Origin of the sequence: Pseudomonas delhiensis (assembly GCF_900187975.1) — a bacterium.
GTDB lineage: Bacteria > Pseudomonadota > Gammaproteobacteria > Pseudomonadales > Pseudomonadaceae > Pseudomonas > Pseudomonas delhiensis.
Map to the genome: position 1 here is coordinate 44,970 of NZ_FZPC01000014.1, position 25,877 is coordinate 70,846.

Genomic DNA, 25,877 nt, shown 5'->3' on the forward strand with positions numbered 1-25,877 from the left:
GGCGGGCCTCAGTAGTCGTAGCTCAGGCCGAGGAAGGCCGTGCGCTGCGGGTAGGGGTGGCTGACGTAGTACTTCTCGTTGCCCAGGTTGTCGATCCCGGCCGAGGCGGTGAGGTGCTCGTCGATGCGGTAGCTGGCCTTGACGTCGAACACGCTGTAGCGGCTGATGCCGCCGTAGGTGTCGTGGTTGTCGTCGGTGTTCAGCAGGGTGCCGTAGGCGGCGCTGGAATAGCGGTAGCCCAGGGCATAGGTCAGGCGCGAATCCTGGTGGTAGACCGCGGACAGGCGCGCCCGCCAGCGCGGGATGCGCGGGTAGTCGTTGCCCTCGGCGGCGGGGGTCGGCTGGTCCTCGAGGATTTCCGCCTGGGTCCAGGTCAGGCTGGCGGACAGGTCCAGGCCGGGCAGGCCGACGTCCCTGGCGTCCAGCGCGCTCTCGATGCCGCGCAGGCGCGCGCGGTCGATGTTGGCGATGCGGGTGACGTTGGGGCTGACGCTGGTGTCGGTCTGCGAGAACAGCGCGTCGTGGCGTTCCTCCTGGAACAGCGAGACGCGCAGCAGGTAGCGGTCCCAGCCGTACTGGGTGGTCCAGTCGAAGGAACGCACGTCCTCGGGCTTCAGGTCCGGGTTGTTCTGCACCAGCTGGGTGCCGCTGCTGATCTGCTGGAACAGCTCGCCCACGGTCGGGTAGCGCACCGCGCGGCCATAGGAGAAGCGCGTCTGCAGGGCGTCGGTGATGTCGAAGGCCAGCGCCGCCTTGGGCGAGATGTCGTTGCGCTGCTGGTCGTCGTAGTGGGCCACCTGGGGCGTGGTGGTGACGTCGCGGTTGAAGCCGTCGAAGGCTTCCCAGTGCTCGGCGCGGGCGCCCAGGGTCAGCGTCCAGCGCGGGGCGAACTTCCAGGCGTCCTGCAGGTACAGCGCCTGGGTGCGCGTCTCGCCGCCGGAGGCCGCGACCTTGGCGCCGTCGCCGCCGGACTTCCAGTCGTCCAGCTGGTAGGTGCGCTGCTTCAGCAGGTAGTCGTCGATGTGGTAGCCGAAGGTCAGCTCGTGCGCGTCGGGGCGCCAGGTGCCGCGCAGTTCGCCGGTCTGCCAGCCGGTGCCGTCCTGCACCTGGCGGGTGCCGGCCAGGCTCTGGCCGTAGTTGGAGGCGGTGCGGGTGGCCGAATCCAGGTAGCGGTAGTCGCTGAGCGAGGCCTGCCAGTCGAAGGGCCCGCCGCTGTGGCTGGCCAGCGACAGGCCGTTGAGCAGGTGCAACTCGTCGGTGCGGCTGGGGTTGAGGCCGGAGACCTTGTACGAATGCCCGTCGATGTTGACCGTGCCGTTGTACAGGGTGCGCCCGCTGGCGTCCTTGAGGTAGCTGTCGACGCCGGTGTGGGAGTCGTTGGACCACAGGCCCAGGGTGTAGACCGCGGTGACGTCTTCGTTCAGGTCCCAGCCCAGCTTGAGCTTGCCCTGGTCCTGCAGGGTATGGTCGATGGAGTAGCCGCCGAACACCAGGCGCTGCTTGCCGTTCTGGTCGCTGTCCGCGTGGGCGCCGCTGGCCGTGGGCGCGCCGGCCACCGGGGCCTTGCTCGACAGGCCGGCGGTGGAATAGCTCATCGGCTGGCCCTGGCTGTCCAGGTGGTCGTAGGAAACCCATACCGACAGCGGCCCGCGGCGGTCGCCGGCGGCCAGGCTGATGTCGCCGGTGCCATAGTCGTCATGGCTGCCGTAGAGGTCGAAGTCCTGCCGCGAGCCGGTGACCGAGGCGTGGAATTCCGGGCGCGTGGGCATGCGCGTCTCCAGGGTCACCACGCCGCCCAGGGAGTTGCCCGGGTAGAGCGCGCTGAACGGGCCGTAGAGCACGTCGACGCGGGAAATCTCGGCGGGCGCCACCAGGCCCCAGCGTGGCGGGAAGCCGTAGCTGTTGCCGAGCAGGTTGGAGAGCAGCAGGTCATCGGCGTAGACCAGCGACTGCGCGCTGGAGATGGTGCCGGTGGTGCGGGTGGCGAGGATGCCGTTGCGGTCGCCGATGAAGCGCTCGCGCACCTCGAGGCTGGGCAGGTACTTCAGGGCCTGGGCGGAGGTCACCAGGTTGGTGCTCTCGCGCAGTTGTTCGGCCGTGCGGCTCTCGACCACGGCGGGGGCGCTGGCCAGGGCGGCGGGCAGCGGCTGCTGGCCTTCGGCGCTGACCACCACGTCGGCCAGGCGGGTGGGGGCGTCGCCGTCGGCGGCGGTTTCGGCGTGGGCCGGCAGCAGCAGGCTGCCGGCCAGGCCGCAGAGCAGGGTGCGGGCGGCCGGGGGCTTCAGTGCGTAGGCAACGCACCGGCGCAGGGATGTGGACATCCGGATGATCCTTGTTCAGGACGACGGGAGCGCGGCCAGGCGTGCGCGCAGGGGCACGCACGCGCGGGGCGCGGGTTCGGGGTGTCGTGGAACGGGATCAGGCCAGGGGCGGGCCGCGCGGACGGACGTCCAGCAGGTGCAGGAAGGGCGGGAGGGGCAGCGCCGGCGGCGGCGCCTGGGCGTTGACCGGCCCCAGCGCCGGGGCCATGGCAATGGCCCAGAGCAGCGCCGGGCTGTCGTGCAGCAGGGTGCAGTAGCCGCAGGCCGGGTCGAGGCTGTCGTGGGCCATGCCGCCGTGGTCGCCGGCCGGGGCCTGCTGCATCGCCCCGTGGTCCATGGGCATCTGCCCCATGTCATGGGCGGAACACCAGGCGCCCTGGGGCGGCGGGGAATGCTCGACGGCTTCGAGGGTGCGCGAGAAGGTCGGGGCGAACAGCAACAGCCCGAGGGCCATGACGGCCAGCCAGGAGGCGAGGCGGTACTGTGCTGAATGACGGCGCAAGATGCAGCGTCCCGATCGGTGGGCCGGACTGGGCCGATATGCTGCCATGGTTGGGGCGTGGGGGAAAGGCGGAGCGGAGCGTGCAGGGCGCCGTTGGCCAGTGCACCGTAGCCCGAGGACTTGCGCGGCCCGGAGCCCAATCGCGGACTTGGGCTTTCAGGATGACGCCGGACTTCCCGACAACGCCGGACGGCTCCCTCTCCCGCTTGCGGGAGAGGGCCGCCGCCGGCAAGCACCGTTCGCGGGCAGGAACTAGGCGTCCCCGGGTTTCTGCTGGGCGTAGGCGCGGGCCTTTTCCTCCATCAGCCGCAGCACCCGGGTGGCGGTCTCGACGTCTTCCCGGGGGATGCTGCCGAGCACTTCGGCGCGCAGGGCGTTGAGGGCTTTCTCCAGGCGTTCGGCCAATTCCCTTCCCGCATCCTGCAAATGGATGGCGCGCAGCCGCCGGTTGCCCGGCACCATGCGCCGTTCCAGCAGGCCGGCGGCCTCGGCCTGGTCGAGGGTGCGCACCAGGGCCGCCGGGTGCACGCCGATGCGGTCGGCCAGCACGTTCTGCAGCACCCCGTCGCCCATGCGCGAGACCAGCAGCACCGGCGTGGCCACCGCCAGCGACAGGCCGCTCTCGGCCAGCACCAGGCTGGCGGCCTGCTGCCAGGCGCGGCGCGCCGGTTGCAGCGAGCCGGTGAGGGCGAACAGAGGGTCCTGGGGCGGGCTGGGCATGGGGCGGTCCGTTGCGGGTGGATTCGCGCCGATGATACGGGCCCGGGCGGGGAGCACAAGGCCGGCGTCGTTAACCTGTGCAAAGTCAATTATTGAATTGACAGCTATCGATCGCGGATTCCAGAATCCACCGAAGCCGCCGCCAGTGCGCGGCCGGCCCCACTGACGCCACGCCAGGTCCCCCACCATGAGCACCGAATTCCGCCCGCCGAGCCTGGCCCTCGCCACCCTCGGCCTGGCCCTGGCCACCTTCATGCAGGTGCTGGACACCACCATCGCCAACGTGGCCCTGCCGACCATCGCCGGCAACCTGGGGGCGAGCGCCAACCAGGGCACCTGGGTGATCACCTCGTTCGCCGTCAGCCAGGCCATCTCCCTGCCGCTGACCGGCTTCCTGTCCCGGCGCCTGGGCGAGGTGCCGCTGTTCATCGGCTGCGCGCTGCTGTTCGTGGTCACCTCGTTCCTCTGCGGCGTGGCCCGCGACCTGCCCATGCTCATCCTGTTCCGCGCCCTGCAGGGCGCCGTGGCCGGGCCCATGTACCCGATCACCCAGAGCCTGATGATCAGCATCTACCCGCCGCACAAGCGCGGCATCGCCCTGGCGCTGCTGTCGATGGTGGCGGTGGTGGCGCCCATCACCGGGCCCATCCTCGGCGGCTGGATCACCGACAACTACTCCTGGCCGTGGATCTTCTTCATCAACCTGCCCATCGGCGCCTTCGCCGTGTTCGTCATCAGCCGGCAGATGCGCGGCCGCCCCGAGCGCCTGCAGCGCACCCGCATCGACTACGTGGGCCTGGCGACCCTGGTGGTGGGCGTCGGCGCCCTGCAGGTGCTGCTGGACAAGGGCAACGACGAGGACTGGTTCGCCTCGCCGTTCATCATCGGCTGCGCGGTGGTGGCGGCCATCAGCCTGGCGGCCTTCCTGATCTGGGAGCTGACCGACCGCGAGCCCATCGTCGACCTGCGGCTGTTCCGCCACCACAACTTCCGCTACGGCACCCTGGCCCTGGTGCTGTCGTTCTCGGCCTACTTCGCCATCAACCTGCTGCTGCCGCAGTGGCTGCAGCGCAACCTCGGCTACACCGCCACCTGGGCGGGCCTGGCGGCGGCGCCGCTGGGCATCGCGCCGCTGCTGCTGAGCCTGCTGGTGGGGCGCTACGCGGCCAACTTCGACCTGCGCCTGGTGGCCTCGGTGGCCTTCGTCGCCATGGGCGCCACCTGCTTCCTGCGCGCCGGCTTCACCCTGGACATCGACTTCCGCCACGTCGCCCTGATGCAGGCGCTGATGGGCGTGGGCGTGGCGCTGTTCTTCATGCCCACCACGGTGATCCTGCTGTCGGACCTGGAGCCCCACGAGATCGCCGCCGGCTCCGGGCTGTCGACCTTCCTGCGGACCCTGAGCGGCAGCTTCTCGGCCTCGCTCACCACCTTCCTCTGGGACCGCCGCGCGGTGCTGCACCACGCCCAGCTCAGCGAAAGCGTCACGGCCTTCGACAGCGGCACGCGGCAGAGCCTGGAACTGCTGGGCCAGGGCGACCCCCACCTGGGGGCGAGCCTGCTGAACCAGATGATCACCCAGCAGGCCTACCAGATCAGCTTCAACGAGCTGTTCCACGCCCTGGGCTGGATCTTCCTGGTGCTGATGAGCGTGATCTGGCTGACGCGCCCGCCGTTCACCGGCAAGGCGCGGGTGGCGGTGGCGGACCACTAGGGCCGCCGAGCCTGCGGGGCCCGGCGGGCCGTTCAGCCCCTGGGCCGGCGCACCGCGCGGACCTTGCCGCTGGCGCCGCCGCCGCAGTAGAAGCGGTCGCCGCCGCCGGCCTCCAGCCCCGAGACGCCGGTGCCGGCCGGCAGCGCCAGGGCCTCGAGGACTTCGCCGCTGCGCGGGTCGATGCGCCGCAGCTCGCTCTCGTCGTTCTCCCAGGTGCCGTGCCAGAGCTGGCCGTCGACCCAGCTGACACCGGTGACGAAGCGGTCCGATTCCAGGGTGCGCAGCACCGCGCCGGTCTGCGCGTCGATCTGCTGGATGCGCCGCGCCTGGTACTGGCCCACCCACAGCGAGCCTTCGGCCCAGGCCAGCCCGGAGTCGCCGCCGTGGCCGGGGGCGGGGAGGGTGGCGAGCACTTCCCCGGTGCGCGGGTCGAGCTTGCGGATGAGCTCTTCGCCGATCTGGTACAGGTAGCGGCCGTCGAAGGCGGTGCCGGCGTAGGCGGGGACCTCGATCGTGCGCTCGATGGCGCCGCTGTCCGGGGCCAGGGCGTTGAGCCGCTCGCCGGAGGCGAACCAGACGTGCTGGCCGTCCCAGGTCAGGCCGTGGACCTTGTCGATGCCCGGGAAGGGGCCGTATTCGCGGAGGATTTCCGCGGGTCGGGTTTTCATGGTGGCGTCCTCCTTCGTGTGGTGCCTGGGGCCATCCTAGTCAGCCATTGACGGGGGCCGGGAGTAACAAGGTGGTCGCGAAACCCACCGGCGGGCTCAGCCAGCGCCGCGCCCGGCCCTGGCCGAAGGCCTGCACCCGGGCGTCCGCCGCCAGGGTTTCCAGCGCGCGCTGTACCTGGCGCTGGCTGCTGCCCAGGGCCAGCGCCAGGGCCGAACTGGACCAGGCCCGGCCATCGGCGAGGCAGGCCAGCACCGCGGCGTGGCGGTCTTCCAGCGGGCGCGCCAGGACCAGCACCTCGTCCACCTGCAGGGGTTCGAGCACGAAGCCCGTGCGGGTGGCGGCGATGCCGGCCAGCCCCTCCAGGGCCGTGCGCAGCCGGCCGATCTCCACCCGCAGGCGGGCGCGGTGGCTGTCGTCGAAGTGGCGGGTGCGGAAGGCGCCGGCGATCAGCTGCGCGCGGCTGGCGTCCGCCGGCCAGGCCTCGGCCAGGATGCGGGCGAGGGCGAACAGCACCGGCCGGCTGGCCAGCGGCACCCTGGCCCGCGGCGTGCCGACCCGGTAGCGGCAGGCATCCACCAGCAGGGCCTGGCGTTGCAGCAGCGGCTCGACTTCCTCCAGCCGCAGCAGGCGTTCCGCGCCGCGGGCGATGCAGCGCGCGGCGGGGGCGTCGAGCAGCCGTTGCGCCGCCTCGACCTCCGCCTGCAGCGCGGCGATGCCGGCTTCGCGGGCCGCGGCCGCGGCTTCGAGCAGGGCGGCGCGGGCGGCGCCTGCGCGTAGCTGGCGCAGGGCGATGCCGGCCGCTGTCAACCGATGGATCGCCCGCAGGGGCGCCGCCAGGGCCTGGGGCTGCAGCCGTTCCAGCTGCGCGCCGGCTGCATCGAGCTGGCCGAGCAGCAGCTGGCGGCGCGCCGCGAGCAGGCGCGCGTGGGCCGCGTTCAGGCGGTCGCCATGGGCTTCCAGGGTGGCCAGCGCCGCCTCCAGGCGTGCCACCGGCCAGCCCAGTTCGCGGTCGGCGAAGGCGATTTCCGCCTCGGCCACCTGGCAGCGTGCGCGGGCCACGGCCTCCCGCGGGCCGAAGGCCCGGGCGGCGGCGCGCAGCAGTTCGCGGGCGCGGGCCAGGTCGCCCAGCTGCGCCATGGCGATGCCGCGCAGGGCCAGCGCCGGGGCGTCGTCGCGCAGCGCCACGCGGTTCAGCGCGGCGAAGGGGTCGCCCATGGCCAGGGCGCGGGCGGCGGCAGTGAGCAGGGCATCCATTGGTCGGTTCCCGGGGTTCCTGCCCAGTCTAGCCAGCGCACCGCTTGTGGGCGTCCGCGCCCTGGCCGGGACGCGGCGGCCTGCTTCGGGCGGGGACTCGACGAACGGCAGCAGCCCCCATGGGGTGGGCGTCGTGGCGGCGCGATCGGTAGCCGGGGAGGGGCGGCGAGGGCGCCAAGGCATGGACCTTGCTGAACTTGCATGGGGCCGGGAAGGTCCGTCCCAGAGCGGGAGGATGCGGCCGGCGGCACGGCCGCGCGCTGCATTTCCCCGTGTTAGTCTTTTGGATTCTCATTCGCTTCGCCGTCCGCGCCGGTTGTTCGCGGGCGGCCCGAAACGTGGAGACCGGCCCATGTCCCGCCCGATCGATCCCGGTCTGGCCGACGCGGCCATTGCTGCTTGCGGCGATGCCTCGGCCAGGGCCCTGCTCGATGACTGGTTGAGCGAGCGCGAAGCCCGTTGCGCGCTCTTTCTCGATGTCGACGGTACCCTCCTGGATATCGTCGCGACCCCCGACGCGGTGCGCGTCCCCGATGACCTGCGCACCGCCCTGCAAAGCCTGCACCGCCGGCTGGACGGTGCCCTGGCGCTGGTCAGCGGACGCCCGCTGGCGCAGCTCGACGACCTGTTCGCCCCCCTGCGCCTGCCGGCCAGCGGCGGCCACGGCGCGCAGTGGCGCCTGGCCGGCGGGCAGCCCATGCGGCAATTGCCGGCGGCCCGATTCGGCGCGGCGCAGCGCGAACGCCTGCTGGCCCTGGCCCGGCGGCACCCCGGCGTGCTGGCCGAGGACAAGGGCAGCAGCCTGGCCCTGCATTACCGCGCCGTGCCCGAGGCCGGCCCGGCCCTGCGGGCCGCCCTCGACCGGCTGCTGCGCGGCCCCGACGGCGCCGGGCTGCGGCTGCTGCCGGGGAAGATGGTGTTCGAGGTGCTGGCCCATGCCAGCGACAAGGCCCAGGCCATCCGCCGCTTTCTCGGCGCGCCGCCCTTCGCCGGGCGCCGGCCGCTGTTCATCGGCGACGACCATACCGACGAGCCGGCCCTGGCGCTGATGCCGCAGCTGGGTGGGCTGGGCCTTTCGGTCGGGCGTCCGGCCCCTGGCGCCCGTGCCGTCTTCGACCATCCGCGAACGGTGCGCGAGACACTCATACAGGCCACGAGGAGGACACAGGCATGAGCGGCAAGCACAACGGCGCGCTGGACCTGGGGCTGATCGGCAACTGCCGCGTCGCCGCCCTGGTGAACCGGCAGGGGCGCCTGGTGTGGTGGTGCTACCCGAACTTCGATGGCGACCCGGCCTTCTCCCGGCTGCTGGCCGGCGAGGAGGAGAAGGGCTTCTGCGACGTGCTGCTCGACGGCATGGTCAGCAGCCATGCGGAGTACCAGCCGAACACCGCGATCATTCGCACCACCCTCACCGACGCCGCCGGCAACGCCGTGCGCATCACCGACTTCGCCCCGCGCTTCCTCCAGTACGGCCGCTACTTCCGCCCGGCGCAGCTGTGCCGGCTGGTGGAGCCGGTGCAGGGGCTGCCGCGGGTGACCCTGCGCATGCGCCCGACGCACCACTACGGCAAGCCCTGCGAGGCGGTGGCCGGCTCCAGCCACATCCGCTACCTGGGCGGCGACCAGGCGCTGCGCCTGACCACGGATGCGCCGCTGTCCTACGTCATGCAGGAAACGCCCTTCGCCCTCAAGCACCCGGTGAGCCTGGTGATGGGCGTCGACGAACCGCTGGACGAGTCCCCCGAGCAGGTGGTCAGAAGCTTCCTCGAACGCACCCGCGCCGGCTGGTACGAGTGGGTGCGCTCGCTGGCCATCCCCTTCGAATGGCAGGACGTGGTGATCCGCGCGGCCATCACCCTGAAGCTGTGCAGCTTCGAGGAAACCGGGGCGATCATCGCCGCGGTGACCACCTCGGTGCCCGAGGCGCCGGGCACCCAGCGCAACTGGGACTACCGCTACTGCTGGCTGCGCGACGCCTACTTCGTGGTGCTGGCGCTGAACCGCCTGGGCGCCACCAAGACCATGGAACGCTACGTCGACTTCATCACCACGGTGGCGGTGGAGGGCGCAGAGCTGCGGCCGCTGTACGGGGTGGTCCCGGCCATGGACCTGACCGAGCGCATCGAGCCGGACCTGGCCGGCTTCCTCGGCCACGCCCCGGTGCGCGTCGGCAACCAGGCGGTGGAGCAGGTGCAGCACGACGTGTTCGGTTCGGTGGTGCTGGCGGTGCTGCAGAGCTTCGTCGACCAGCGCCTGCCGCACCCCGGCGACGAGGGCATGCTGCGCCTGCTGGAAAGCCTGGCCGAGCGCGCCTCGCGCTGCGCCTTCGTGCCCGACGCGGGCATCTGGGAATACCGTGGCCGGCAGCGCGTGCACACCCATTCGGCGATGCTCTGCTGGGCCGCCTGCGACCGCGTGGCGCGCATCGCCGCGCGCCTGGGCCACGGCGACTCGGCGGCGCGCTGGCGCAAGGAGGCCGAGCGCCTGCGCGAGGGCATCCTGCGCGAGGCCTGGAGCGAGCGCCGGCAGTCCTTCACCGGCAGCTTCGGCGTCGACGATCTGGACGCCAGCGTGCTGCTGATGCACGAGCTGGGCCTGATCGAGGCCGACGACCCGCGCTTCGTCGCCACCGTCGACTGCATCGGCCGCGAGCTGAACGTCAACGGCCACCTGCTGCGCTATGCCGCCGCCGACGACTTCGGGGTGCCGGAGACCGCCTTCCTGGTGGTCAAGTTCTGGTACCTGGACGCCCTGGCCGCCATCGGCCGGCGCGACCAGGCCCGCGCGCTGTACGCCGAGCTGCTGGCCGCGCGCAACAGCTTCGGCCTGCTGTCCGAGGACCTGCATCCGCACACCGGCGAGATGTGGGGCAACATTCCGCAGACGTATTCCATGGCCGGGTTGATCAACACCGCCATGCGTCTGTCCATGAGCTGGGAGGAGGGCCTATGTCGCGGCTTGTAGTGATTTCCAACCGGGTGGGCATGCCCGATGCCGAGGGCCGGCCCGCGCCGGGCGGCCTGGCGGTGGCGGTGGAGGCCACCCTGCGCGAGCGCGAGGGCCTGTGGTTCGGCTGGAGCGGCCAGGTGGCGGAGAACCCCGCGGAGCCGGTCACCCTGGAGAACGGCAACATCACCTACATGATCACCGACCTGCCGCCGCAGGACTTCCAGGAGTACTACAACGGCTTCGCCAACCGCGTGCTCTGGCCGATCCTGCACTACCGGGTGGACCTGGCCGAGTTCACCGAGGCCGACTTCGGCGGCTACCTGCGCGTCAACGAGTTCTTCGCCGAACGCCTGAGCCCGCTGCTGCAGCCGGACGACGTGCTCTGGGTCCACGACTACCACCTGATCCCCCTGGCCGTGGCGCTGCGCGAGCGCGGCCACCGCAACCGCATCGGCTTCTTCCTGCACATCCCGATGCCGCCGCCGGACCTGCTCACCGCGCTGCCGCACCATGAGGAACTGGTGCGCGCGCTCACCGAATACAACCTGATCGGCTTCCAGACCGAGAACGACGCCGACAACTTCGCCCGCTACCTGACCCGCGTGGTGGGCGCGGCCACCCCCGACTCGCGGCGCTTCAGCCTGGGCCACCAGCACTTCCGCGTCGGCGTGTTCCCGGTGGGGGTGGACGTGGAGGGCTTCCGCCGCCTGGCCGAGGAGGCCGAGCACGGCCCGCTGGCGGCCAAGCTGGAGGAAAGCCTGGTGGGCCGCGCGCTGATGGTCGGGGTGGACCGCCTGGACTACTCCAAGGGCATCACCAACCGCCTGGACGCCTACGAGCGCTTCCTGGAGAAGTACCCCGAGCGGCAGGGCCGGGTGACCTGCCTGCAGATCGCCCCCGGCAGCCGCCAGGAGATTCCCGAGTACGCCGAGATCGACGCCGCGGTGAGCGCCCGGGTGGGCCACATCAACGGGCGCTTCGCCGCCGTGTCCTGGGTGCCGCTGCGCTTCGTCAGCCGCAACCTGGGGCGCGAGGACATCGCCCTGGTCATGCGCCGCGCGCGCATCGGCCTGGTCACGCCGCTGCGCGACGGCATGAACCTGGTGGCCAAGGAGTTCGTCGCCGCGCAGGACCCGGCCGACCCGGGCGTGCTGATCCTCTCGCAGTTCGCCGGCGCCGCCGCCGAGCTGGGCGGCGCGCTCATCGTCAACCCCCATGACCGCGACGCCCTGGCCGACGCCATCGAGCGTGCCCTGGAGATGCCGCTGGAGGAACGCCAGGCGCGCCACCAGGAGATGTACTCGGTGCTGGAGGCCAACCACATCCGCTACTGGGGCCATGGTTTCATCGAGGCCCTGACGCGCCCGGCCGTGCCGCTGAACTGGCTGTCCAGCCGCGGCGCCAGCCAGCGCTGAGGCCGCCGGGCAGCGGGCCCTGGGCGCCGCTCACGGGCCCCGCGGCAGGCGCAGGCGGACGCGCAGGCCGCCTTCGGTGCGGTTGGCCAGCTGCACGCTGCCGCCCAGGCGCTGCATGATCATGGCCACGATGGATAGCCCCAGGCCCGCGCCGCCCTCGTTGCCTTCGCTGTAGAAGCGCTGGAAGGCGCGCTCCAGGTGGGCCTCGGCGATGCCCGGGCCCTGGTCCTCGACGCTCAGCTCGAAGTGCGCGCCCTCCGCGCGCAGGCCGATGCGCACCAGCGCGCCGGGCGGGGAGAAGTTCACCGCGTTGGTCACCAGGTTCTGCAGGGCGATGCCGATGGCGCCGGCGTCGCTGTCCAGGCGGTAGTCGCCGGGCTCGATCTCCAGCACCGGCTCCAGGCCCTGGCGGAGCATCCAGGGGGTGAGTTCGGCGAGGGTGTCGGTGACCACCGCGGCCAGGTCCACCGGGGCGAACTGGCGCTGGGCCAGCTGCGGCTCGACGCGGGCCAGGGTCAGCAACTGGTTGACCACCCGGCTGAGGCGGTCGACGCCGCCGATGAGGAAGTCCAGGGCCTCGCGGCGCTCGGCCTCGTTGCGCGCCTGCAGGGCATTCTGTGCGTGCAGGCGGAGCACCGCCAGGGGCGTGCGCATCTCGTGGGCGGCATCGGCGATGAAACGGTGCTCGCGGCGCAGCAGCGCCTCGAGCTGGCCGAGCAGGCGGTTGAGCGCGGCCTGCATGGGCTCCAGTTCTCTGGGCAGCGGCACCAGTTGCAGCGGCTCCAGGGAATCGGCGTGGCGGGCGCGGATCACCTTCGCCATGTTCTGCAGCGGCTGCAGGCCCCAGCCGATGGCCAGCCAGACCAGCAGCACCAGGGCCAGGCTGCCGAGCATGAAGGGCAGCAGGGTGTGGCGGACGATGCGCCCCACCAGGTCCTCGCGCACGTCGTCGCGCTCGCCCACCCAGATCAGCAGCTTCTGCGCCGGCACCGGCAGCAGGAAGCCGCGCCAGTGCCGGCCCTCCACCTCGTAGTTGGCGAACCCCGGCGTGCGCAGCGGCGCGCTGAAGGTGGGCGCGCTGGGGGTGTGCACCAGGATCTGGCCGTCCTCGCGCCAGACCTGGAAGGCCAGCTTGTTCTCGTAGGGGTGGCCGACGCGGTGCTTGCCGACCTGGCTCAGCGCCTCGTCGAAGGCGGCGTAGAGGTTGCGCCGCCCGGCCTCGTCCAGCGGCATGCTCATCACCCCCTGCAGCAGGCGGGCATTCTGCGCCAGGTGGGCGTCGTAGACCTCGGCGATCTCGTGGCTGCTGTCGTGGTAGTTGTACAACGTCAGCAGGGCGGTGCCGATCAGCAGCAGGGCCGTCACCCGCAGCAGGGTGCGCTGGCGCAGCGAGCTCATGCCTGGCCTTCCACCAGGTAGCCGATGCCGCGCACGGTGCGGATGAGCTCGCCGGAGAGCTTCTTGCGCAGGTGGTAGATGTGCACCTCCAGGGTGTTGCTCTCGGCTTCCTCGTCCCAGCCATAGAGCAGTTGCGTCAGGCGCTCGCGGGTGAAGACCTTGCCCGGCTGAGCCAGCAGTTCGTGCAGCAGCAGGTATTCCTTGGGCGTCAGCACCACCGGCTGGCCGCGGTAGCTGACCTGCTGGGTGGCCGGGTCGAGGCTCACCCCGGCGTGCTCGATCAGCACCCGCGCGCGCCCGGCGCTGCGCCGCAGCAGGGCGCGCAGGCGGGCCTTGAGTTCGTCCAGGTCGAAGGGCTTGACCAGGTAGTCGTCGGCGCCGGCGTCCAGCCCGGCGATGCGGTCCTCGGTGGCGTCGCGCGCGGTGAGGATCAGCACCGGCAGGTTGGCGCCGCCGGCGCGCAGGCGCCTGAGCACCTCGACGCCGTCCAGGCGCGGCAGGCCCAGGTCGAGCACCACGAGGTCGAATGCCTCGTGCTGCAATGCGTGCAGCGCGCTGGCGCCGTCCTTGAGCCAGTCGATGGTGTAGCCCTCCTGGCGCAGCCCGGTACGTACCCCTTCGCCCAGGGCGCTGTCGTCCTCCACCAGCAGTAGCCGCATGCTCAGTCCTGTTTGTCCCCGGTGGCCTTGAGTAAAGCATCGATTTCGCCGCGGCGGCCCTGGTCGGCCGGCCCGCGGGCGTTGGCGTCGCTGCTGTAGCGGCGGATCAGCGGCAGTTGCTTGCGCAGGGCGCGGTCGACCACGCCCGGCAGCATGCCGTTCAGGCGCACGAAGAGTTTCTCCGGCCAGCCCAGGTACAGCTCGCTGCGGTTCTTCTGCACGGCGTCGAGCACCGCCCGGGCGACGTCGCGCGGCTCGTCCATGCCGACCTTCAGGGCCAGATTCAGCGCCGTGGCGGCGGCCGAGTTCATGCCGGTGCGGGTCGCCCGCGGGGCGACGTAGAGCACATCCACCGGGGTGTCGGCCAGCTCCCGGCGCAGGGCCTCGGAGAAGCCGCGCAGGGCGAACTTGCTGGCGCAGTAGGTGGCGTAGCCGGGGTAGCCGATGGAGCCATAGGTGGAGCCGACGTTCACCACCAGGGCGTGGGGCTGTTCGCGCAGCAGCGGCAGCATCACCCGCGTCAGTTGCAGGGTGGCGTTGATGTTCAGTTCCAGCAGGTCGTCCAGGGCCTGTTCGTCCAACTGTTCGAGCAGGGCGAAGCGGTTCACCCCGGCGGCGTTGATCAGCAGGTTGGCGCCGCCCATCTGCCACGCCGCCTCGACCACCGCCTGGCGGCCGCCGGCCGTGCGCAGGTCGGCGCACGCCCAGCGCAGCTGGTGCGGGTAGCGTTGCCGCAGCCCGGCGAGGGGGCCGGGGTGGCGGCTGACCGCCAGCACCTGGGCGCCGGCGGCGCACAGCTGTTCGGCCAGCTGCAGGCCGATGCCGCCGCTGGCGCCGGTGAGCACCGCGCGGCAGTCAGGCAGGCGCATGCTGCACCTCGTCCTGGCCGGCCCGGGCCCGCGGCAGGCCGCGGAACATGTCGGCGTACAGCCGGTACACCACCCGGGCGGCGTGGATCACCGCCTGCTGGTCGGCGGCGTCGTCCAGGCGGTCCATCAGCGTGCGGTAGGTGGCCATGTGGCCCTGGTCCAGGGCGCCGTGGGAACTCAGGTAGCCGAAGGCGCCCGGCGGCAGGCCGAGGCTCTCCCGGATGCTGCCGGCGGCGCGGGTGGCCAGGGCGATGCTGGTGCCCTCCAGCACGTTGACCATGCCGAACAGGCCCACCGGGTTGTCGCGGGCGATCAGGTCGTAGAGGAAGGCCACCATCAGCTCGATGGGCAGCTCCGGGTGGCCGTTGCGCACCTGTTCGGGGTCGCCGCCGCAGGCGGCGATGTCGTCGAGGATCCACTGCTCGTGGCCGTATTCCTCCTCGATGTAGTCGCACACCGCCTTGCGCAGCCATTCCAGGCGCGGGGGCAGGCGGGCGCCGCAGGCCATCATCAGCGGCACGGTATGGCGCACGTGGTGGTAGGCCTGGGTGAGGAAGGCGACGTAGCCCTCCAGGCTGACGACGCCGTCCAGGGCGTCGCGGATCACCGGTACGCCGAACAGCGCCTGGCGCTCCTGGGCGGTGGCCGATTGCAGGGTGTCGAAGAATGCCATGGGGTGAACCTCATTCGGTCACGAGGGAGAAGAGTTCGTTGCGGTAGCGTTCGAGGATTTCCGCGCGGCGCGGCCGGCCGTTGCCGGTCAGGGTGCCCTCGGCGGCGCTGAACGGCCGTGGCAGGCGGCGCCAGGCGTGCACCCGGGCGTAGTCGGGGAGGGCGGCGTTGCAGCGCTGCACCGCCTGTTCCAGGTCGCTGTCGGCGGCCTGCGGGTCCAGCGGCCAGAGCAGCGCCAGGTTCTGGTGCAGGCCCTCGCCATGGACGAAGGCCTGGAGGATGACGCCGCCCTGGGTCAGCTCGGCCTCGATCCATTCCGGGTTGAGGTTGCGCCCGAAGCTGGTGATGAACTGGTTCTTCTTGCGCCCGGCCAGGTACAGGTAGCCATCGGCATCGAAGTGGCCGAGGTCGCCCGTGGGCCACCATTGCCCGGTGAAGGGCGGTTCGCCCAGGTAGCCGAGCAGGGTGGCGCCGCGCACCAGCACCTCGCCGTCCTCGGCCAGGCGCACCTGGGCGTGCGGCAGTGGCTGGCCGACGCTGCCCGGGCGCCGCTCGCCGGGGCGGTTGAGGCAGACCACCGAGGCGCACTCGGACAGCCCGTAGCCCTCGTACACCGGCAGGCCGACGGCGGCGGCGCGCTCCAGCAGGCCCGTGGACACCCGTGCGCCGCCCACCGCGACGAAACGCAGCGGGCCGACGCGCATCAGGCCGCGCTCGATGGCGCTGACCAGGCCGAGCAGCAGCTGCGGCACCAGGATCAGGCTCTGCGCGCCGCTGAGCGCAACGCAGCCGAGCAGGCGCTTCCAGTCCACCCCGCTGGCGCCGCTGATGCCCAGTTGCCCCTGGGGCAGCAGGGTGACGCCGGCGCCGGCCAGCAGCGCGGCGTACAGGCCGAGGTTCTCCAGCAATACCGCCAGCGGCAGCACCGCCAGGTAGCTGGAAGGCTCGGCCGGGCGGCTGGCCCGTTCCAGTTCGCCGGCCACCCGCAGCAGGGCCCCGGCGGACAGGCACACGCCCTTGGGCGTGCCAGTGCTGCCGGAGGTGTAGGTGATTTTCGCGGTGCCGGGCGGCAGGCCCGCGTCCGCCGTCGCCGGGCGTTGCCAGAAGGGCTCGCCGGGGCTGAAGCCCAGTTCGCGCAATTCGTCGTGCAGCCCGGCCGGGGCCAGGGCCAGTGTCGCCTGGCTCTGCAGCAGGCAGTGGGCGCGCTGGGCCGGGCTGAAGAAGGGCGGCAGGATCACGCAGGGGCGCTCGCCGAACAGCGCCGCCAGGTCCCAGAACAGCGCCTCGGGGCCGTTGTCCAGGGCGATGGCGAGGACGCCCGGCGGTTGCTGGCGCAACAGCGCCTCGCGGGCTTGCACCTGCTTCAGCAACTGGGCATGGCTGTAGCGTTCGCTGGCGCCGCGCAGGGCAATGCGTTCGCCCCGCTGCCGCGCGAGTTCCTCCAGGCGTTGGCGGAAGGCCTGCAATTCAGGCTGCATGGCCGGCCTCCGTCAGCAACAGGGGAAAGCCCAGGCGGTCGAGCACCTGGTTGCGCTCCAGCTGCGCGTGCCCGTAGCGGATATCGCCGGCGAACACCTGTGGGTGCTGGTCGTAGTAGCTGCCCCAGCTGGCGCCTTCGCCACCCAGGCGGGCGGGGTCGGCGCGGCCCAGCACGCTCGGCTCCAGCCCCAGGCGGTGGAAGCTGTTGACCAGGCTCGCGGCCCCGGTGAAGGCCACCCAGTCGAGGTCGCGGGCGGCCAGCAGCCAGGTCATCGCGACAACGATCAGGCGCGCGCTGCCGGCGCTGAGCGCGGACAGGTTGCCCACCTCCACCAACTCCTCGCGCCCGACGATGCGCCCGGCCAGGCGCGATACCGGCACCTCCAGCGGTTCGTCCAGGTAGCGTTCGAGGAACAGCGGCCCGCCGGCGGCCAGGCGGATGCCCACCGCGGCGCTCAGCCGGCCCTGGCCGTCGTACAGGCCGAGCAGGTCGGGCAGGAAGTGCTGGACGTCGGCATGGTGCATCCGCGCGAAGCGCTCGTGGACGAAAGCCTCCAGCGCCTCGCGCCCGGGCTCCCCCTCGCGGCGCAGGACCAGGCTGGCCCTGCGCTCGGGGTGGGTGCCGAACTGGAATGGAAAGAGGGCACTCCATTCTGCTTGTGTCATGTTTCCCCCAAGGCGGGACTGGCAATGGGAGGGGAGTATCGGCAGCGAATCTGAATGCAGTCTGAAGCTGTGGCGGGGCTGCTCAGTCATCCCGAGTAGATCGCCGCGGCGATTCGGCGGATAACGCCGTAGGCGTTATGCGCCCTACGTGGGTACCCGGGAGCTTCGTGATTCTGCTTCACGCCGAACGGTCCCCTCTCCCGCTTGCGGGGGAGGGTTAGGGAGGGGGCGCGGCGTCAGGGTTGGCAGAGGTACGTGAGCGAAGTCCGTCCCCTCTCCCCAACCCTCGCCTACGCGGCCCGCCCTGAAGGGAGAGGGGGCTGTCCCGAGCAAGCGGATAACGCAGCGTCAGCCGGCAAACTCGTAGGGCGAATAACCGTTCGCGGTTATCCGCCGCCATTCGTGCCGCCGGTGAGTCCAATCGCGGACTCTGTCCGCGATCGTCCTCACTCGATCTCGAACAACCCGTTGCGGATCGGCCCCACGTTCAGGCGCTCGCGCACGTCGTCGTCGATGCGCGGGGCGTCCGGGCGGTACAGCTTCACCTGGCGGTAGGCGCTGATGCGGTTGATCTCCAGGCCCAGGTATTCCCAGACCACCCGGGTGCACGCCGGGGTGCGCCGGTCGCCGCTGGAGACGCCGGTCTTCAGGCCGTTCAGGCGGGTGATGCGGCTCTTGAAGCTGGGGATGAGGATGGTCTGGCTCATCTCGTTGACGGTGAGCGACTCGTAGTCGATCAGGAACACCCGGTCCTGCAGCTGGAAGGCCGCGCCCAGGTAGCGGCAGCGCACCCAGTCCTCGGCCTGCACGTCGGTGCTGCTGGAGCGCTCCTGGCGCTCCTGGCGTTCGAACAGGAAGCTGCCGTCCTCCTCCCACAGGTGCACCAGCGACAGCAGGATGGAGCCGGGCACCGACATGCAGTTGGAGTATTCGAAGTAGTAGCCGCAGTAGCGCGACAGGTTGCCGGACTGTTCGCGCAGCGGCTCCAGCAGGCGCAGCAGCGGGTCGTTGCGCGGCACGCTGGCCTGGCTGGCGCGGGCGCCGATCAGGCGGGCGAACTGATCCGGCGGCAGGCCCAGCTCGTAGTCCTCGACGCCGAAGAAGTCGCCGATGCGCTTGAGGTTGAAGGGGGTGGGCTGGCTCTGCCCGCCGAGGTACTTGTTGAACTGCGCGCGGTTGATCTGCAGCTGCCGGCAGACCTCGGAGATGGAGCGGTAGTGGCTGCAGGCGAGCTTGAGGTTTTCGCCCAGGTGGTCGGACATCGGTGGCTTCCGGGGTGATGCGAGTGGCGCAAGTATAGCATCAGGTCGCATCAACTCGTAACAGGATGCGAAATTGTCACGGGCCCGCGCCTTGGCCAACCTTGCCCGCCAACGCCAGGCCCCACCCGGCGCCTGACGCCTCTCTTCCATCCGAAGAACAAGAATCGAGGTCATACCCATGCTCGAAGCGCTCAACGACTTCCTCTCCGGGAAGGTTCTCATCGTGCTCATCGTCGGACTCGGCAGCTACTTCACCCTGCGCTCCCGGTTCGTCCAGTTCCGCCACTTCGGCCACATGTTCGGCGTGTTCAAGGAGTCCATCCGCGGCCAGGCCGGCCAGCTGAGCTCGTTCCAGGCGCTGATGCTGAGCCTCGCCGGGCGCGTGGGCGCGGGCAACATCGCCGGCGTCGGCATCGCCGTGACCCTCGGCGGCCCCGGCGCGGTGTTCTGGATGTGGGTGACCGCGCTGGTGGGCATGTCCAGCAGCTTCTTCGAGTGCACCCTGGCCCAGGTCTACAAGCGCGCCGACGGCGATGGCCTGTACCGCGGCGGCCCGGCGTACTACATCCAGCACGGCCTGAAGCTCAAGGGCATGGCGGTGGTGTTCTCCGTGCTGCTGCTGGTGACCTACGGCTTCGCCTTCAATGGCCTGCAGTCCTACACCGTGACCCATTCGCTGCAGAACGCCTTCGGCTTCGCTCCGCAGCACACCGGCATCGCCCTGGCGGTGCTGCTGGCCATCGTCTTCGTCGGCGGCATCAAGCGCATCGCCGCGGTGTCCGACCTGCTGGTGCCGGTCAAGACCCTGGCCTACATCGGTGTCACCCTGTACGTGATCGGCAGCCAGATCGAGCACGTGCCGGCCATGCTGGAAACCATCTTCAGGAGCGCCTTCGGCCTCGACCCGGCGTTCGGCGGCCTGCTCGGCAGCGCCATCGTCATGGGCGTGAAGCGCGGCGTGTTCGCCAACGAGGCGGGCCTGGGTAGCGCGCCCAACGTCGCCGCCGTGGCCGCCGTGCGCCACCCGGCCTCGCAGGGCGTGGTGCAGGCCTTCAGCGTGTTCCTCGACACCTTCGTCATCTGCACCTGCACCGCGCTGCTGATCCTGCTCTCGGGCTTCTACACCCCCGGCTTCGAGGGCGACGGCATCACGCTCACCCAGAACTCCCTGGCGGCGGTGGTCGGTGACTGGGGCCGGCTGTTCGTCAGCGTCGCGCTGTCGCTGTTCGTCTTCACCTGCATCCTCTACAACTACTACCTGGGCGAGAACAGCCTGCAGTTCCTCAGCCGCAACCGCCTGGTGCTGATCGGCTACCGCGCCCTGGTGCTGGCGCTGATCGTCTGGGGCTCGGTGCAGAACCTGTCCACGGTGTTCGCCTTCGCCGACATCACCATGACCTGCCTGGCCTTCGTCAACCTGCTGGCCCTGGCCCTGCTGTTCAAGGTTGGCCTGCGGGTGATGGGCGATTACGATGCACAGCGTCGCGCCGGCATCGACCAGCCGGTGTTTGACTCCGCCCAGTTCGCCGACCTCGACCTGGACCGCGATGCCTGGCCGGCCGGCCGGAGCGCCGAGGCCGCCCGCGAAATCCCCGCTGGCCTGCCGCAGGCGCAACGCTGACGGCCGCGCGGGCCGTCCCGGCGGTCGGCCCGCGCCACAACAAGAACGCAGGATCAGCCCATGCGCGCAGTCAAGAACCTCTTCGTCCTCTACACCGGCGGCACCATCGGCATGCTGCAGACGCCCGAAGGCCTGGCCCCGGCCAGCGGCTTCGAGGCGCGCATGCGCGAATGGCTGGCCGGCAGCGGCCGGCAGCCGACCTTCGCCTGGGGCTTCCGGGAAATGCAGCCGCTGCTGGACAGCGCCAACATGCGGCAGGCCAACTGGCTGGCCATGCGCGACGCCATAGTGGAAGCGGTGGAGCAGGGCGGCCATGACGGCGTGCTGGTGCTGCACGGCACCGACACCCTGGCCTACACCGCGGCGGCGCTGTCGTTCCTGCTGCTGGGCCTGGATGCGCCGGTGCTGCTGACCGGCTCCATGCTGCCCGCCGGCGCGCCCGGCAGCGACGCCTGGGCCAACCTCGGCGGCGCCCTGGACGTGCTGGAAGGCGGCCAGGCCAGCGGCGTGCAACTCTACTTCGGCGGCGCGCTACTGCACGGCGCGCGCGCCACCAAGCTGCACAGCGAAGCCTTCGACGCCTTCACCACGCTGCCGCGCCACCGCGACGGCGGGCACGCCGCGCAACTGCCCGAGGCGCTGGGCTACCGGCAAGCGCGCAGGCCCGTACGCCTGGCGGTGCAGCCGCTGTTCCCCGGCCTGCAGGCCGAGCAACTGGACGCCGTGCTGAACAGCGGCGTGCAGGGCCTGCTGCTGGAGTGCTACGGCAGCGGCACCGGCCCCTCGGACAACCAGGCGCTGCTCGATGCCCTGAGCCGGGCCCGCCGCCGCGGCGTGCTGCTGGCCGCCATCAGCCAGTGCCCGGCGGGCAGCGTGGTGTTCGACACCTACGCCGCCGGCAGCCGCCTGCGCGACACCGGCCTGGTGTCCGGCGGCGGCATGACCCGCGAAGCGGCCCTGGGCAAGCTGTTCGCCCTGCTGGGCGCGGGGCTGGACGTGGAAGAGGCCGAGCGCTGGTTCGCCCTGGACCTGTGTGGCGAGTTGGCTGAATAGGCGGGCGGGTTCATCGTGCCGCGCCTGTTCAGGCGCCGAAGGCCTCGCGCAGGCGCGCGATCACGCTATCGATGTCGGGCCCGTGGATGGCCGGCGGTTGCTCCGCCTCACCGAACTCGCGCCAGATGAACAGCGTCAGCTCGGCGCCGTCGGTGCCGCCGAGGGCGGGGTTGCCGAAGCGCTGCAGCGCACGATAGCGTTCGTCGGCCCAGAAGGCGTCCTCGACCCAGGGGTAGACCGGAATGAAATGGAAATGCACGGGGAAGCCGGGGGAATGGCCGTAGCGGCCGATGTACAGCCACCTGGGCTGCAACTGCTCTTCCAGGATGCGCTGGGTACGGGCCTGGAGCACGCCGAGTTCGGCCAGGGCAGCCGCGGGCAGGTCAGCCAGGGAACCGGCCGCGGCCCGGGAGCCCAGCATCAGGTAGCCGGGCAGGGCCGAGGCCATGTGGTGGTTGAGCGTCCAGTGCTGCGTCTGGTGGACGATGAGGCGGTGCGGAATGTCCATCGGGCTCGGCCGGCTGTTCGGGGCAGGCAGGGTAGCAAGCCCCGGCTTCGCCGTTCCAGCGCGTAGGGCGCATAACCGTTCGCGGTTATCCGCCGCCGGCTGGAACACCGGTGCCTCGGGAAAACGGCGGATAACGCCGTAGGCGTTATGCGCCCTACGATTTTCGATTTCTGCCGAAACGGGGTGCACACCAACCCAAGGTCGCGGGTGAAGGATCGTGCCTGACTGCCCAGCGGCTCAGGACAGCCCCCTCTCCCGCTTGCGGGAGAGGGTTGGGGAGAGGGGCTCTTGAGCCCGCCGCTGAATCCCCTTCGCGAGCAATCTCGCTCCTACGCGGGCCCGACAACCCCCTTGCGCATGAACACCCGCGCAAAACCGTCCTCCGTGGCCCGGTGCGTTTCCCGGTAGCCCAGCTTCGTGTAGAGGGCGATGTTCTCGGTCATCAACTGGTTCGTATAGAGTTCGATGGCCTCAAGGCGCCGGGCCCGCGCATAGTCCTCGCAGAACGCCAGCAGCGCCTTGCCGATGCCCCGGCCCTTGAACGCCGGCGCAACCGCGATGTTCTCCAGCAGCACTACCGGCCCCTGGAGGCGGAGCACCAGCACACCGGCCACTTCGCCATCGCGTGCGCACACGAACACATCGGCCTCGGCGACCACCTGCCGGTAGTCGTCGAGCATGGGTGCGGGCTTGCGGCCGATGCGCGGGATGTAGGGGCTGTAGGCCTCGTCCACCAGCCGGGCGATGGCGGGGGCGTCGTCGGGGGTGGCTTGGCGAAAGACTTGCATATCCTTTATCTCATATGTTTGAAAGTTTGTGATGCAAGCATTGTCGTGGAGCGGGCAATATCAATGTACGAAAATTTTTATTTGAGGCTTAAGGAAGTGGTGGATATGGTCGCTAGAAAGTAAAAATTGAGTTTTAAAGGCTTTCTCAGTGTAAGACTGATCACTGGCCTAAGAATGGCTAGGGGTGAAGATTTAATTTGATTTTATGCGAGAGGTGTTCTGGATGGAAGTTATTTTTGTTTTGGTCTTGTTGTTCGTGTATTTTCCGGCGGTATTTGGGGTTGTTGCGAATGCGGCAGGCATGCAGGGCAATACAGCTGATTCAGTATTTTCTTATCTTTTTAAGGCGATAAAGTATTCCTCAATTGATGGGCGATACGTTATCTCTATAATATTTTTCATGATCTTTATGTGTCCGATATTTATTTATAAGAAATTTATAGGGCCGTCAAGTGGGTTGGCGAGTCTTATTGCTTTAGTTTTGATGGTTTTTATGATGGTTGTTTCTATTGTTGCAATATACTCTTCGCCTTTGATAAGGGATTTTTATAAGAGGTTTTTCTATGGAATAAATTTAATTGTGGCCGCATTTGCAGCTATTAATCTGTCGAGGGCTACAAGCTATGCGGAAGGGATAGTTTGTTGGGGTAAGGGCTAGTGAGTTACCTACGGGCCTTACATGGATTAGCATCCTTATGGTTCCGGTTGCGTGGGCAATAACTATTTCAATGTGGTCCATGGCGATTCATGTAGTGACATTGATTTATACTATTTACAATGAGGTGCGTGAAGAAAGACGCAGGGGAATACATGTTTCGCAGTGCTCTAGCGCTAAGTCATCGTCAAAGATTCCTAATGGATTACTGCTGACTTTAGGCTTTGTTGTCTTGGCTGTGTCGCCTGTTAGTATAGCGAGTTTTCTATTGAAATCCTCAGGTGCTGAGAAGTTTGTTCGTGAAGAACTGGTTGATGCCAGTTTTCATATAAGTCCGGAAGAGTGCGGGATTAAAGAGGCTCTGGGGGCAAGGATCGCATACTTGGAGATTGGGAAAGCAGTAATTGCAATTCCTGACAAGAAACTTGGATTTCAATTTAGATCTGTTGAGTGCGTTAAGAATTGGAGTAAGCCTGCAGATATTGAGAGGCTTATTGCGAGTATAAATTCTGAATTTGATGAAGCCAAGCATCCAGATTCTTCAGTAAGCAGGTGATGACATGGCTGGCTAGTCCAGGGGACTGGCCAGCCATCTTGGCCATTACTGTTCGGTTTCTGATCCATCATGCAGCCTAAAGTAGGCTGGAGAGCTGGAGCGTGGTCTCTGATGAGATGAGGCTGCGATCAGCCCAAGCGCATAGATAGCTCGACGTCCTCGGCGAAAGGCACCGACAGGTAGCCGTTGCCGACGTCGCGCACCCGCGCCAGGTACTCCGGGCTGTGGTCGGCGTTGTCGGCGACGATCAGCGTGCCGGGGCGCAGGCGGCTTTCCACCAGGGCGAGGATTTCCGGGTAGAGCGCCTTGGCTCCGTCGAGCAGCAGCAGGTCGATGCGTTCCGGCAGGTCGCGCGCCAGAGTCTGCAGGGCGTCGCCCTCGCGGATCTCCACCAGGTCGGCCAGGCCGCCGGCGCTCAGGTTGGCCCGGGCGCGCTGCACCTTGGACGGTTCGAACTCGCTGCCGATCAGGCGGCCGCCGCCGTTGTCGCGCAGGGCCGCGGCGAGGTGCAGGGTGGAGATGCCGAAGGAGGTGCCGAACTCGACGATGCTGCGTGCCTGGCAGCTGCGCGCCAGCATGTACAGCAGCGCGCCGGTGGCGCGCGAGACGGCGAGCGGCAGGTCCTTTAGGCGCCCGTAGAGGTCGCGGTACTCGGTCTTGCTGCCCATCAGGCGCGACAGTTCCTCGCCGGACAGGCCGGTGATGGCGGGGCTTCTGGCCGGCTCGCTGGCGTCGGCCTCGGCGAACAGGCGTTCCAGCAGGGGGGCGACGGGGGTGGTGGTGAGGGTGGTCATGGGGTGACTCCGAAGGTGGGTTGAGCGCTTCAGGGCGCCCGACTAGAATGCGACGAATTCGTCATGTTTCACTATTCGCATTCCCGGAGTCCCCCATGGGCGAACGCCGCAGCCCGCGGATTTCCTCGCGCAAGCAGCCCCGGCAGGCCCGCTCGACCGAGCTGGTCGCCGCCATTCTCGACGCCGCTGTTCAGGTTCTGGCGAAGGAGGGCGCGCAGCGCTTCACCACCGCGCGGGTGGCCGAACGGGCCGGCGTCAGCGTCGGCTCGCTGTACCAGTACTTCCCCAACAAGGCGGCGATCCTGTTCCGCCTGCAGAGCGACGAATGGCGCCAGACCAGCGAGATGCTGCGCGGCATCCTCGAAGACCCCCGGCAACCGCCCTTGGCGCGCCTGCGCACCCTGGTGCACGCCTTCGTCCGTTCGGAATGCGAGGAAGCGACGGTCCGCATCGCGCTCAACGACGCCGCGCCGCTCTACCGCGACGCACCCGAGGCGCGGGAGGCCAAGGCGGCCGGCGAGCGCATCTTCCACACCTTCATGGCGCAGGTGCTGCCCGATGCTTCGAGCGAGGCGCGGGCGCTGGCCGTGGAACTGGTCACGACCACGCTCGGCGCGGTGGGCAAGCAGTTCTCGGAAACGCCGCGGACGGATGAGGAAATCGAGCGTTATGCCGGGGCGATGGCGGATATGTTCTGCGCGTACCTGCGGGGGCTCGCCACGGGCGGACATTTACCCGCCGTCGCATGTGGAAACGGCGGATAACGCCTGGGGCGTTATGCGCCCTACGGGGAATGCCTTACAACCCGTCGGCCCTGAGGCAATAGGTCTTGCCGTCCATGTTCCTGCAGGGCCAGTTGTCTTCGATGTAGCTGTCCGGTTTGAAGCAGTAGTTGTCGTTATTCACCCAGAATACCTGCCAGCCGGATCCGGATACTCGCAGTTGACTGCAGGCCCGATAATCCATGTATTTCAGGGCGATGGTCGTCCCGATGGCAAGTACAGGTCCAACGACCAGCAGCAGAATGATTCCCACCCCGAGCAGGTGGCCGGCGATCTTGAACCAGGTAGGGCTTTGCGAGGTGAGCGGCTTTCGGTAGAGCAGCGTATGCACGCCAGCCACCAGCATCATGGGGCCTATCGCAAGTCCCGAAACGATGAAGAAGGTCGGGTAGACCGTCTCGACTATTGGCGCCTGCCGCCAGAGCCGGATGTAGTTGGGCAATAGTACTTCCGTGCAGATCAGCATGGCGGCCAGGAGAGCCACCAGGCCGATCAGAACTCCAAACAAGCCCAACGGCCTCAGCCAATGTTCAGCAACGGGAGTTACAGCTCTTTCACGCAGCTTCAT

At 69.2% G+C, this 25,877-nt stretch carries 24 protein-coding genes and 1 pseudogene; 9 read left to right on the forward strand and 16 right to left on the reverse strand.

What is annotated here, in order from left to right; genetic code table 11:
* Positions 1-8: 8 nt before the first annotated feature.
* The 3 genes from CHC02_RS14195 to CHC02_RS14205 form a co-directional block, all read right to left on the reverse strand.
* Positions 9-2,321, reverse strand: coding sequence for a TonB-dependent receptor (locus CHC02_RS14195; RefSeq protein WP_089392101.1), 2,313 nt, complete (start codon positions 2,319-2,321; stop codon positions 9-11).
* A gap of 97 nt (positions 2,322-2,418) precedes the next feature.
* Positions 2,419-2,823, reverse strand: a complete 405-nt coding sequence (locus CHC02_RS14200; RefSeq protein WP_167364788.1) for a DUF2946 domain-containing protein — start codon at positions 2,821-2,823, stop codon at positions 2,419-2,421.
* A gap of 252 nt (positions 2,824-3,075) precedes the next feature.
* A complete protein-coding gene (locus tag CHC02_RS14205) occupies positions 3,076-3,543 on the reverse strand; it encodes a MarR family winged helix-turn-helix transcriptional regulator (RefSeq protein ID WP_089392103.1) in 468 nt (155 codons plus the stop codon).
* 187 nt (positions 3,544-3,730) lie between these two features.
* Between CHC02_RS14205 and CHC02_RS14210 the strand changes: the two genes are divergently transcribed.
* Positions 3,731-5,257 carry a DHA2 family efflux MFS transporter permease subunit gene (locus tag CHC02_RS14210; protein ID WP_089392104.1) on the forward strand — a complete coding sequence of 509 codons (1,527 nt, stop codon included), beginning with the start codon at positions 3,731-3,733 and terminating at the stop codon, positions 5,255-5,257.
* A 32-nt stretch (positions 5,258-5,289) separates the two neighbouring features.
* Here the strand turns inward: CHC02_RS14210 and CHC02_RS14215 are convergent, their stop codons facing one another.
* Positions 5,290-5,925, reverse strand: coding sequence for a Vgb family protein (locus CHC02_RS14215; RefSeq protein WP_089392105.1), 636 nt, complete (start codon positions 5,923-5,925; stop codon positions 5,290-5,292).
* A gap of 40 nt (positions 5,926-5,965) precedes the next feature.
* Positions 5,966-7,180 (reverse strand): helix-turn-helix domain-containing protein, encoded by a 1,215-nt coding sequence (locus CHC02_RS14220; RefSeq protein WP_089392106.1) that lies wholly within the window; start codon positions 7,178-7,180, stop codon positions 5,966-5,968.
* A 352-nt stretch (positions 7,181-7,532) separates the two neighbouring features.
* Between CHC02_RS14220 and otsB the strand changes: the two genes are divergently transcribed.
* From otsB to otsA, 3 genes are read left to right on the forward strand one after another with little or no spacing between them, the layout of a single operon-like run.
* Complete coding sequence (gene otsB / locus CHC02_RS14225; RefSeq protein ID WP_089392107.1) at positions 7,533-8,354, forward strand: trehalose-phosphatase; 822 nt, start codon at positions 7,533-7,535, stop codon at positions 8,352-8,354.
* Positions 8,351-10,147: a glycoside hydrolase family 15 protein gene (locus CHC02_RS14230; RefSeq protein WP_089392108.1), complete on the forward strand. Its 1,797-nt coding sequence runs from the start codon at positions 8,351-8,353 to the stop codon at positions 10,145-10,147. Before otsB ends, CHC02_RS14230 begins: the two co-directional genes overlap by 4 nt.
* Positions 10,132-11,547 carry an alpha,alpha-trehalose-phosphate synthase (UDP-forming) gene (otsA, locus tag CHC02_RS14235; RefSeq protein ID WP_089392109.1) on the forward strand — a complete coding sequence of 472 codons (1,416 nt, stop codon included), beginning with the start codon at positions 10,132-10,134 and terminating at the stop codon, positions 11,545-11,547. Before CHC02_RS14230 ends, otsA begins: the two co-directional genes overlap by 16 nt.
* 30 nt (positions 11,548-11,577) lie before the next feature.
* On the opposite strand, the gene CHC02_RS14240 is transcribed toward otsA, so the two are convergent.
* From CHC02_RS14240 to CHC02_RS14270, 7 genes and pseudogenes are all read right to left on the reverse strand, one after another.
* The gene (locus tag CHC02_RS14240; RefSeq protein ID WP_089392110.1) at positions 11,578-12,945 is read right to left on the reverse strand and encodes a sensor histidine kinase; all 1,368 of its coding nucleotides are present in this window, start codon (positions 12,943-12,945) and stop codon (positions 11,578-11,580) included.
* Positions 12,942-13,604 (reverse strand): response regulator, encoded by a 663-nt coding sequence (locus tag CHC02_RS14245; protein ID WP_089392111.1) that lies wholly within the window; start codon positions 13,602-13,604, stop codon positions 12,942-12,944. The genes CHC02_RS14240 and CHC02_RS14245 overlap by 4 nt, the downstream gene beginning before the upstream one ends.
* A gap of 95 nt (positions 13,605-13,699) precedes the next feature.
* A pseudogene (locus tag CHC02_RS14250) lies at positions 13,700-14,473 on the reverse strand (SDR family oxidoreductase); the annotation flags it as partial.
* Positions 14,460-15,146: an iron-containing redox enzyme family protein gene (locus CHC02_RS14255; protein WP_089392113.1), complete on the reverse strand. Its 687-nt coding sequence runs from the start codon at positions 15,144-15,146 to the stop codon at positions 14,460-14,462. The gene CHC02_RS14255 and the pseudogene CHC02_RS14250, both read right to left, overlap by 14 nt.
* 10 nt (positions 15,147-15,156) lie before the next feature.
* On the reverse strand, positions 15,157-16,623 hold the full coding sequence (locus CHC02_RS14260; RefSeq protein ID WP_089392114.1) for an AMP-binding protein: 1,467 nt from the start codon (positions 16,621-16,623) through the stop codon (positions 15,157-15,159).
* On the reverse strand, positions 16,613-17,290 hold the full coding sequence (locus tag CHC02_RS14265) for a thermostable hemolysin (RefSeq protein WP_089392115.1): 678 nt from the start codon (positions 17,288-17,290) through the stop codon (positions 16,613-16,615). The genes CHC02_RS14260 and CHC02_RS14265 overlap by 11 nt, the downstream gene beginning before the upstream one ends.
* A 446-nt stretch (positions 17,291-17,736) precedes the next feature.
* Positions 17,737-18,552 carry a helix-turn-helix domain-containing protein gene (locus CHC02_RS14270; RefSeq protein ID WP_089392116.1) on the reverse strand — a complete coding sequence of 272 codons (816 nt, stop codon included), beginning with the start codon at positions 18,550-18,552 and terminating at the stop codon, positions 17,737-17,739.
* Between the two features lie 178 nt (positions 18,553-18,730).
* On the opposite strand from CHC02_RS14270, the gene CHC02_RS14275 reads away from it, so the two are divergent.
* Both CHC02_RS14275 and CHC02_RS14280 read left to right on the forward strand, forming a co-directional pair.
* On the forward strand, positions 18,731-20,173 hold the full coding sequence (locus CHC02_RS14275) for an alanine/glycine:cation symporter family protein (protein WP_089392117.1): 1,443 nt from the start codon (positions 18,731-18,733) through the stop codon (positions 20,171-20,173).
* A 60-nt stretch (positions 20,174-20,233) separates the two neighbouring features.
* The gene (locus CHC02_RS14280; RefSeq protein WP_089392118.1) at positions 20,234-21,226 is read left to right on the forward strand and encodes an asparaginase; all 993 of its coding nucleotides are present in this window, start codon (positions 20,234-20,236) and stop codon (positions 21,224-21,226) included.
* A 28-nt stretch (positions 21,227-21,254) separates the two neighbouring features.
* On the opposite strand, the gene CHC02_RS14285 is transcribed toward CHC02_RS14280, so the two are convergent.
* Positions 21,255-21,734, reverse strand: a complete 480-nt coding sequence (locus CHC02_RS14285; protein ID WP_089392119.1) for an HIT family protein — start codon at positions 21,732-21,734, stop codon at positions 21,255-21,257.
* A 329-nt stretch (positions 21,735-22,063) separates the two neighbouring features.
* The gene (locus CHC02_RS14290) at positions 22,064-22,522 is read right to left on the reverse strand and encodes a GNAT family N-acetyltransferase (RefSeq protein WP_089392120.1); all 459 of its coding nucleotides are present in this window, start codon (positions 22,520-22,522) and stop codon (positions 22,064-22,066) included.
* Positions 22,523-22,745: 223 nt separating this feature from the next.
* Between CHC02_RS14290 and CHC02_RS29965 the strand changes: the two genes are divergently transcribed.
* Entirely contained in the window at positions 22,746-23,180 is a 435-nt protein-coding gene (locus CHC02_RS29965; RefSeq protein WP_139210190.1) for a hypothetical protein, read from the forward strand.
* A gap of 37 nt (positions 23,181-23,217) precedes the next feature.
* Complete coding sequence (locus CHC02_RS29970) at positions 23,218-23,733, forward strand: hypothetical protein (RefSeq protein ID WP_141137692.1); 516 nt, start codon at positions 23,218-23,220, stop codon at positions 23,731-23,733.
* Positions 23,734-23,861: 128 nt separating this feature from the next.
* On the opposite strand, the gene CHC02_RS14295 is transcribed toward CHC02_RS29970, so the two are convergent.
* On the reverse strand, positions 23,862-24,527 hold the full coding sequence (locus tag CHC02_RS14295) for an O-methyltransferase (RefSeq protein WP_089392121.1): 666 nt from the start codon (positions 24,525-24,527) through the stop codon (positions 23,862-23,864).
* Between the two features lie 95 nt (positions 24,528-24,622).
* On the opposite strand from CHC02_RS14295, the gene CHC02_RS14300 reads away from it, so the two are divergent.
* Positions 24,623-25,291: a TetR/AcrR family transcriptional regulator gene (locus CHC02_RS14300; protein ID WP_089392122.1), complete on the forward strand. Its 669-nt coding sequence runs from the start codon at positions 24,623-24,625 to the stop codon at positions 25,289-25,291.
* A 34-nt stretch (positions 25,292-25,325) separates the two neighbouring features.
* Here the strand turns inward: CHC02_RS14300 and CHC02_RS14305 are convergent, their stop codons facing one another.
* Complete coding sequence (locus CHC02_RS14305; protein WP_139210192.1) at positions 25,326-25,877, reverse strand: hypothetical protein; 552 nt, start codon at positions 25,875-25,877, stop codon at positions 25,326-25,328.

Coding starts and splice junctions, on each gene's coding strand:
- CHC02_RS14285 (WP_089392119.1), bottom strand. CDS start 21,734: ATGGACATTCCGCACCGCCTCATCGTCCACCAGACGCAGCACTGGACG.
- CHC02_RS14300 (WP_089392122.1), top strand. CDS start 24,623: ATGGGCGAACGCCGCAGCCCGCGGATTTCCTCGCGCAAGCAGCCCCGG.
- CHC02_RS14265 (WP_089392115.1), bottom strand. CDS start 17,290: ATGACACAAGCAGAATGGAGTGCCCTCTTTCCATTCCAGTTCGGCACC.
- CHC02_RS14230 (WP_089392108.1), top strand. CDS start 8,351: ATGAGCGGCAAGCACAACGGCGCGCTGGACCTGGGGCTGATCGGCAAC.
- CHC02_RS14255 (WP_089392113.1), bottom strand. CDS start 15,146: ATGGCATTCTTCGACACCCTGCAATCGGCCACCGCCCAGGAGCGCCAG.
- CHC02_RS14260 (WP_089392114.1), bottom strand. CDS start 16,623: ATGCAGCCTGAATTGCAGGCCTTCCGCCAACGCCTGGAGGAACTCGCG.
- CHC02_RS14290 (WP_089392120.1), bottom strand. CDS start 22,522: ATGCAAGTCTTTCGCCAAGCCACCCCCGACGACGCCCCCGCCATCGCC.
- CHC02_RS29965 (WP_139210190.1), top strand. CDS start 22,746: ATGGAAGTTATTTTTGTTTTGGTCTTGTTGTTCGTGTATTTTCCGGCG.
- CHC02_RS14215 (WP_089392105.1), bottom strand. CDS start 5,925: ATGAAAACCCGACCCGCGGAAATCCTCCGCGAATACGGCCCCTTCCCG.
- CHC02_RS14240 (WP_089392110.1), bottom strand. CDS start 12,945: ATGAGCTCGCTGCGCCAGCGCACCCTGCTGCGGGTGACGGCCCTGCTG.
- CHC02_RS14205 (WP_089392103.1), bottom strand. CDS start 3,543: ATGCCCAGCCCGCCCCAGGACCCTCTGTTCGCCCTCACCGGCTCGCTG.
- CHC02_RS14195 (WP_089392101.1), bottom strand. CDS start 2,321: ATGTCCACATCCCTGCGCCGGTGCGTTGCCTACGCACTGAAGCCCCCG.
- CHC02_RS14270 (WP_089392116.1), bottom strand. CDS start 18,552: ATGTCCGACCACCTGGGCGAAAACCTCAAGCTCGCCTGCAGCCACTAC.
- CHC02_RS14220 (WP_089392106.1), bottom strand. CDS start 7,180: ATGGATGCCCTGCTCACTGCCGCCGCCCGCGCCCTGGCCATGGGCGAC.
- CHC02_RS14210 (WP_089392104.1), top strand. CDS start 3,731: ATGAGCACCGAATTCCGCCCGCCGAGCCTGGCCCTCGCCACCCTCGGC.
- otsB (WP_089392107.1), top strand. CDS start 7,533: ATGTCCCGCCCGATCGATCCCGGTCTGGCCGACGCGGCCATTGCTGCT.
- otsA (WP_089392109.1), top strand. CDS start 10,132: ATGTCGCGGCTTGTAGTGATTTCCAACCGGGTGGGCATGCCCGATGCC.
- CHC02_RS14280 (WP_089392118.1), top strand. CDS start 20,234: ATGCGCGCAGTCAAGAACCTCTTCGTCCTCTACACCGGCGGCACCATC.
- CHC02_RS14245 (WP_089392111.1), bottom strand. CDS start 13,604: ATGCGGCTACTGCTGGTGGAGGACGACAGCGCCCTGGGCGAAGGGGTA.
- CHC02_RS14295 (WP_089392121.1), bottom strand. CDS start 24,527: ATGACCACCCTCACCACCACCCCCGTCGCCCCCCTGCTGGAACGCCTG.
- CHC02_RS29970 (WP_141137692.1), top strand. CDS start 23,218: ATGGTTCCGGTTGCGTGGGCAATAACTATTTCAATGTGGTCCATGGCG.
- CHC02_RS14305 (WP_139210192.1), bottom strand. CDS start 25,877: ATGAAGCTGCGTGAAAGAGCTGTAACTCCCGTTGCTGAACATTGGCTG.
- CHC02_RS14275 (WP_089392117.1), top strand. CDS start 18,731: ATGCTCGAAGCGCTCAACGACTTCCTCTCCGGGAAGGTTCTCATCGTG.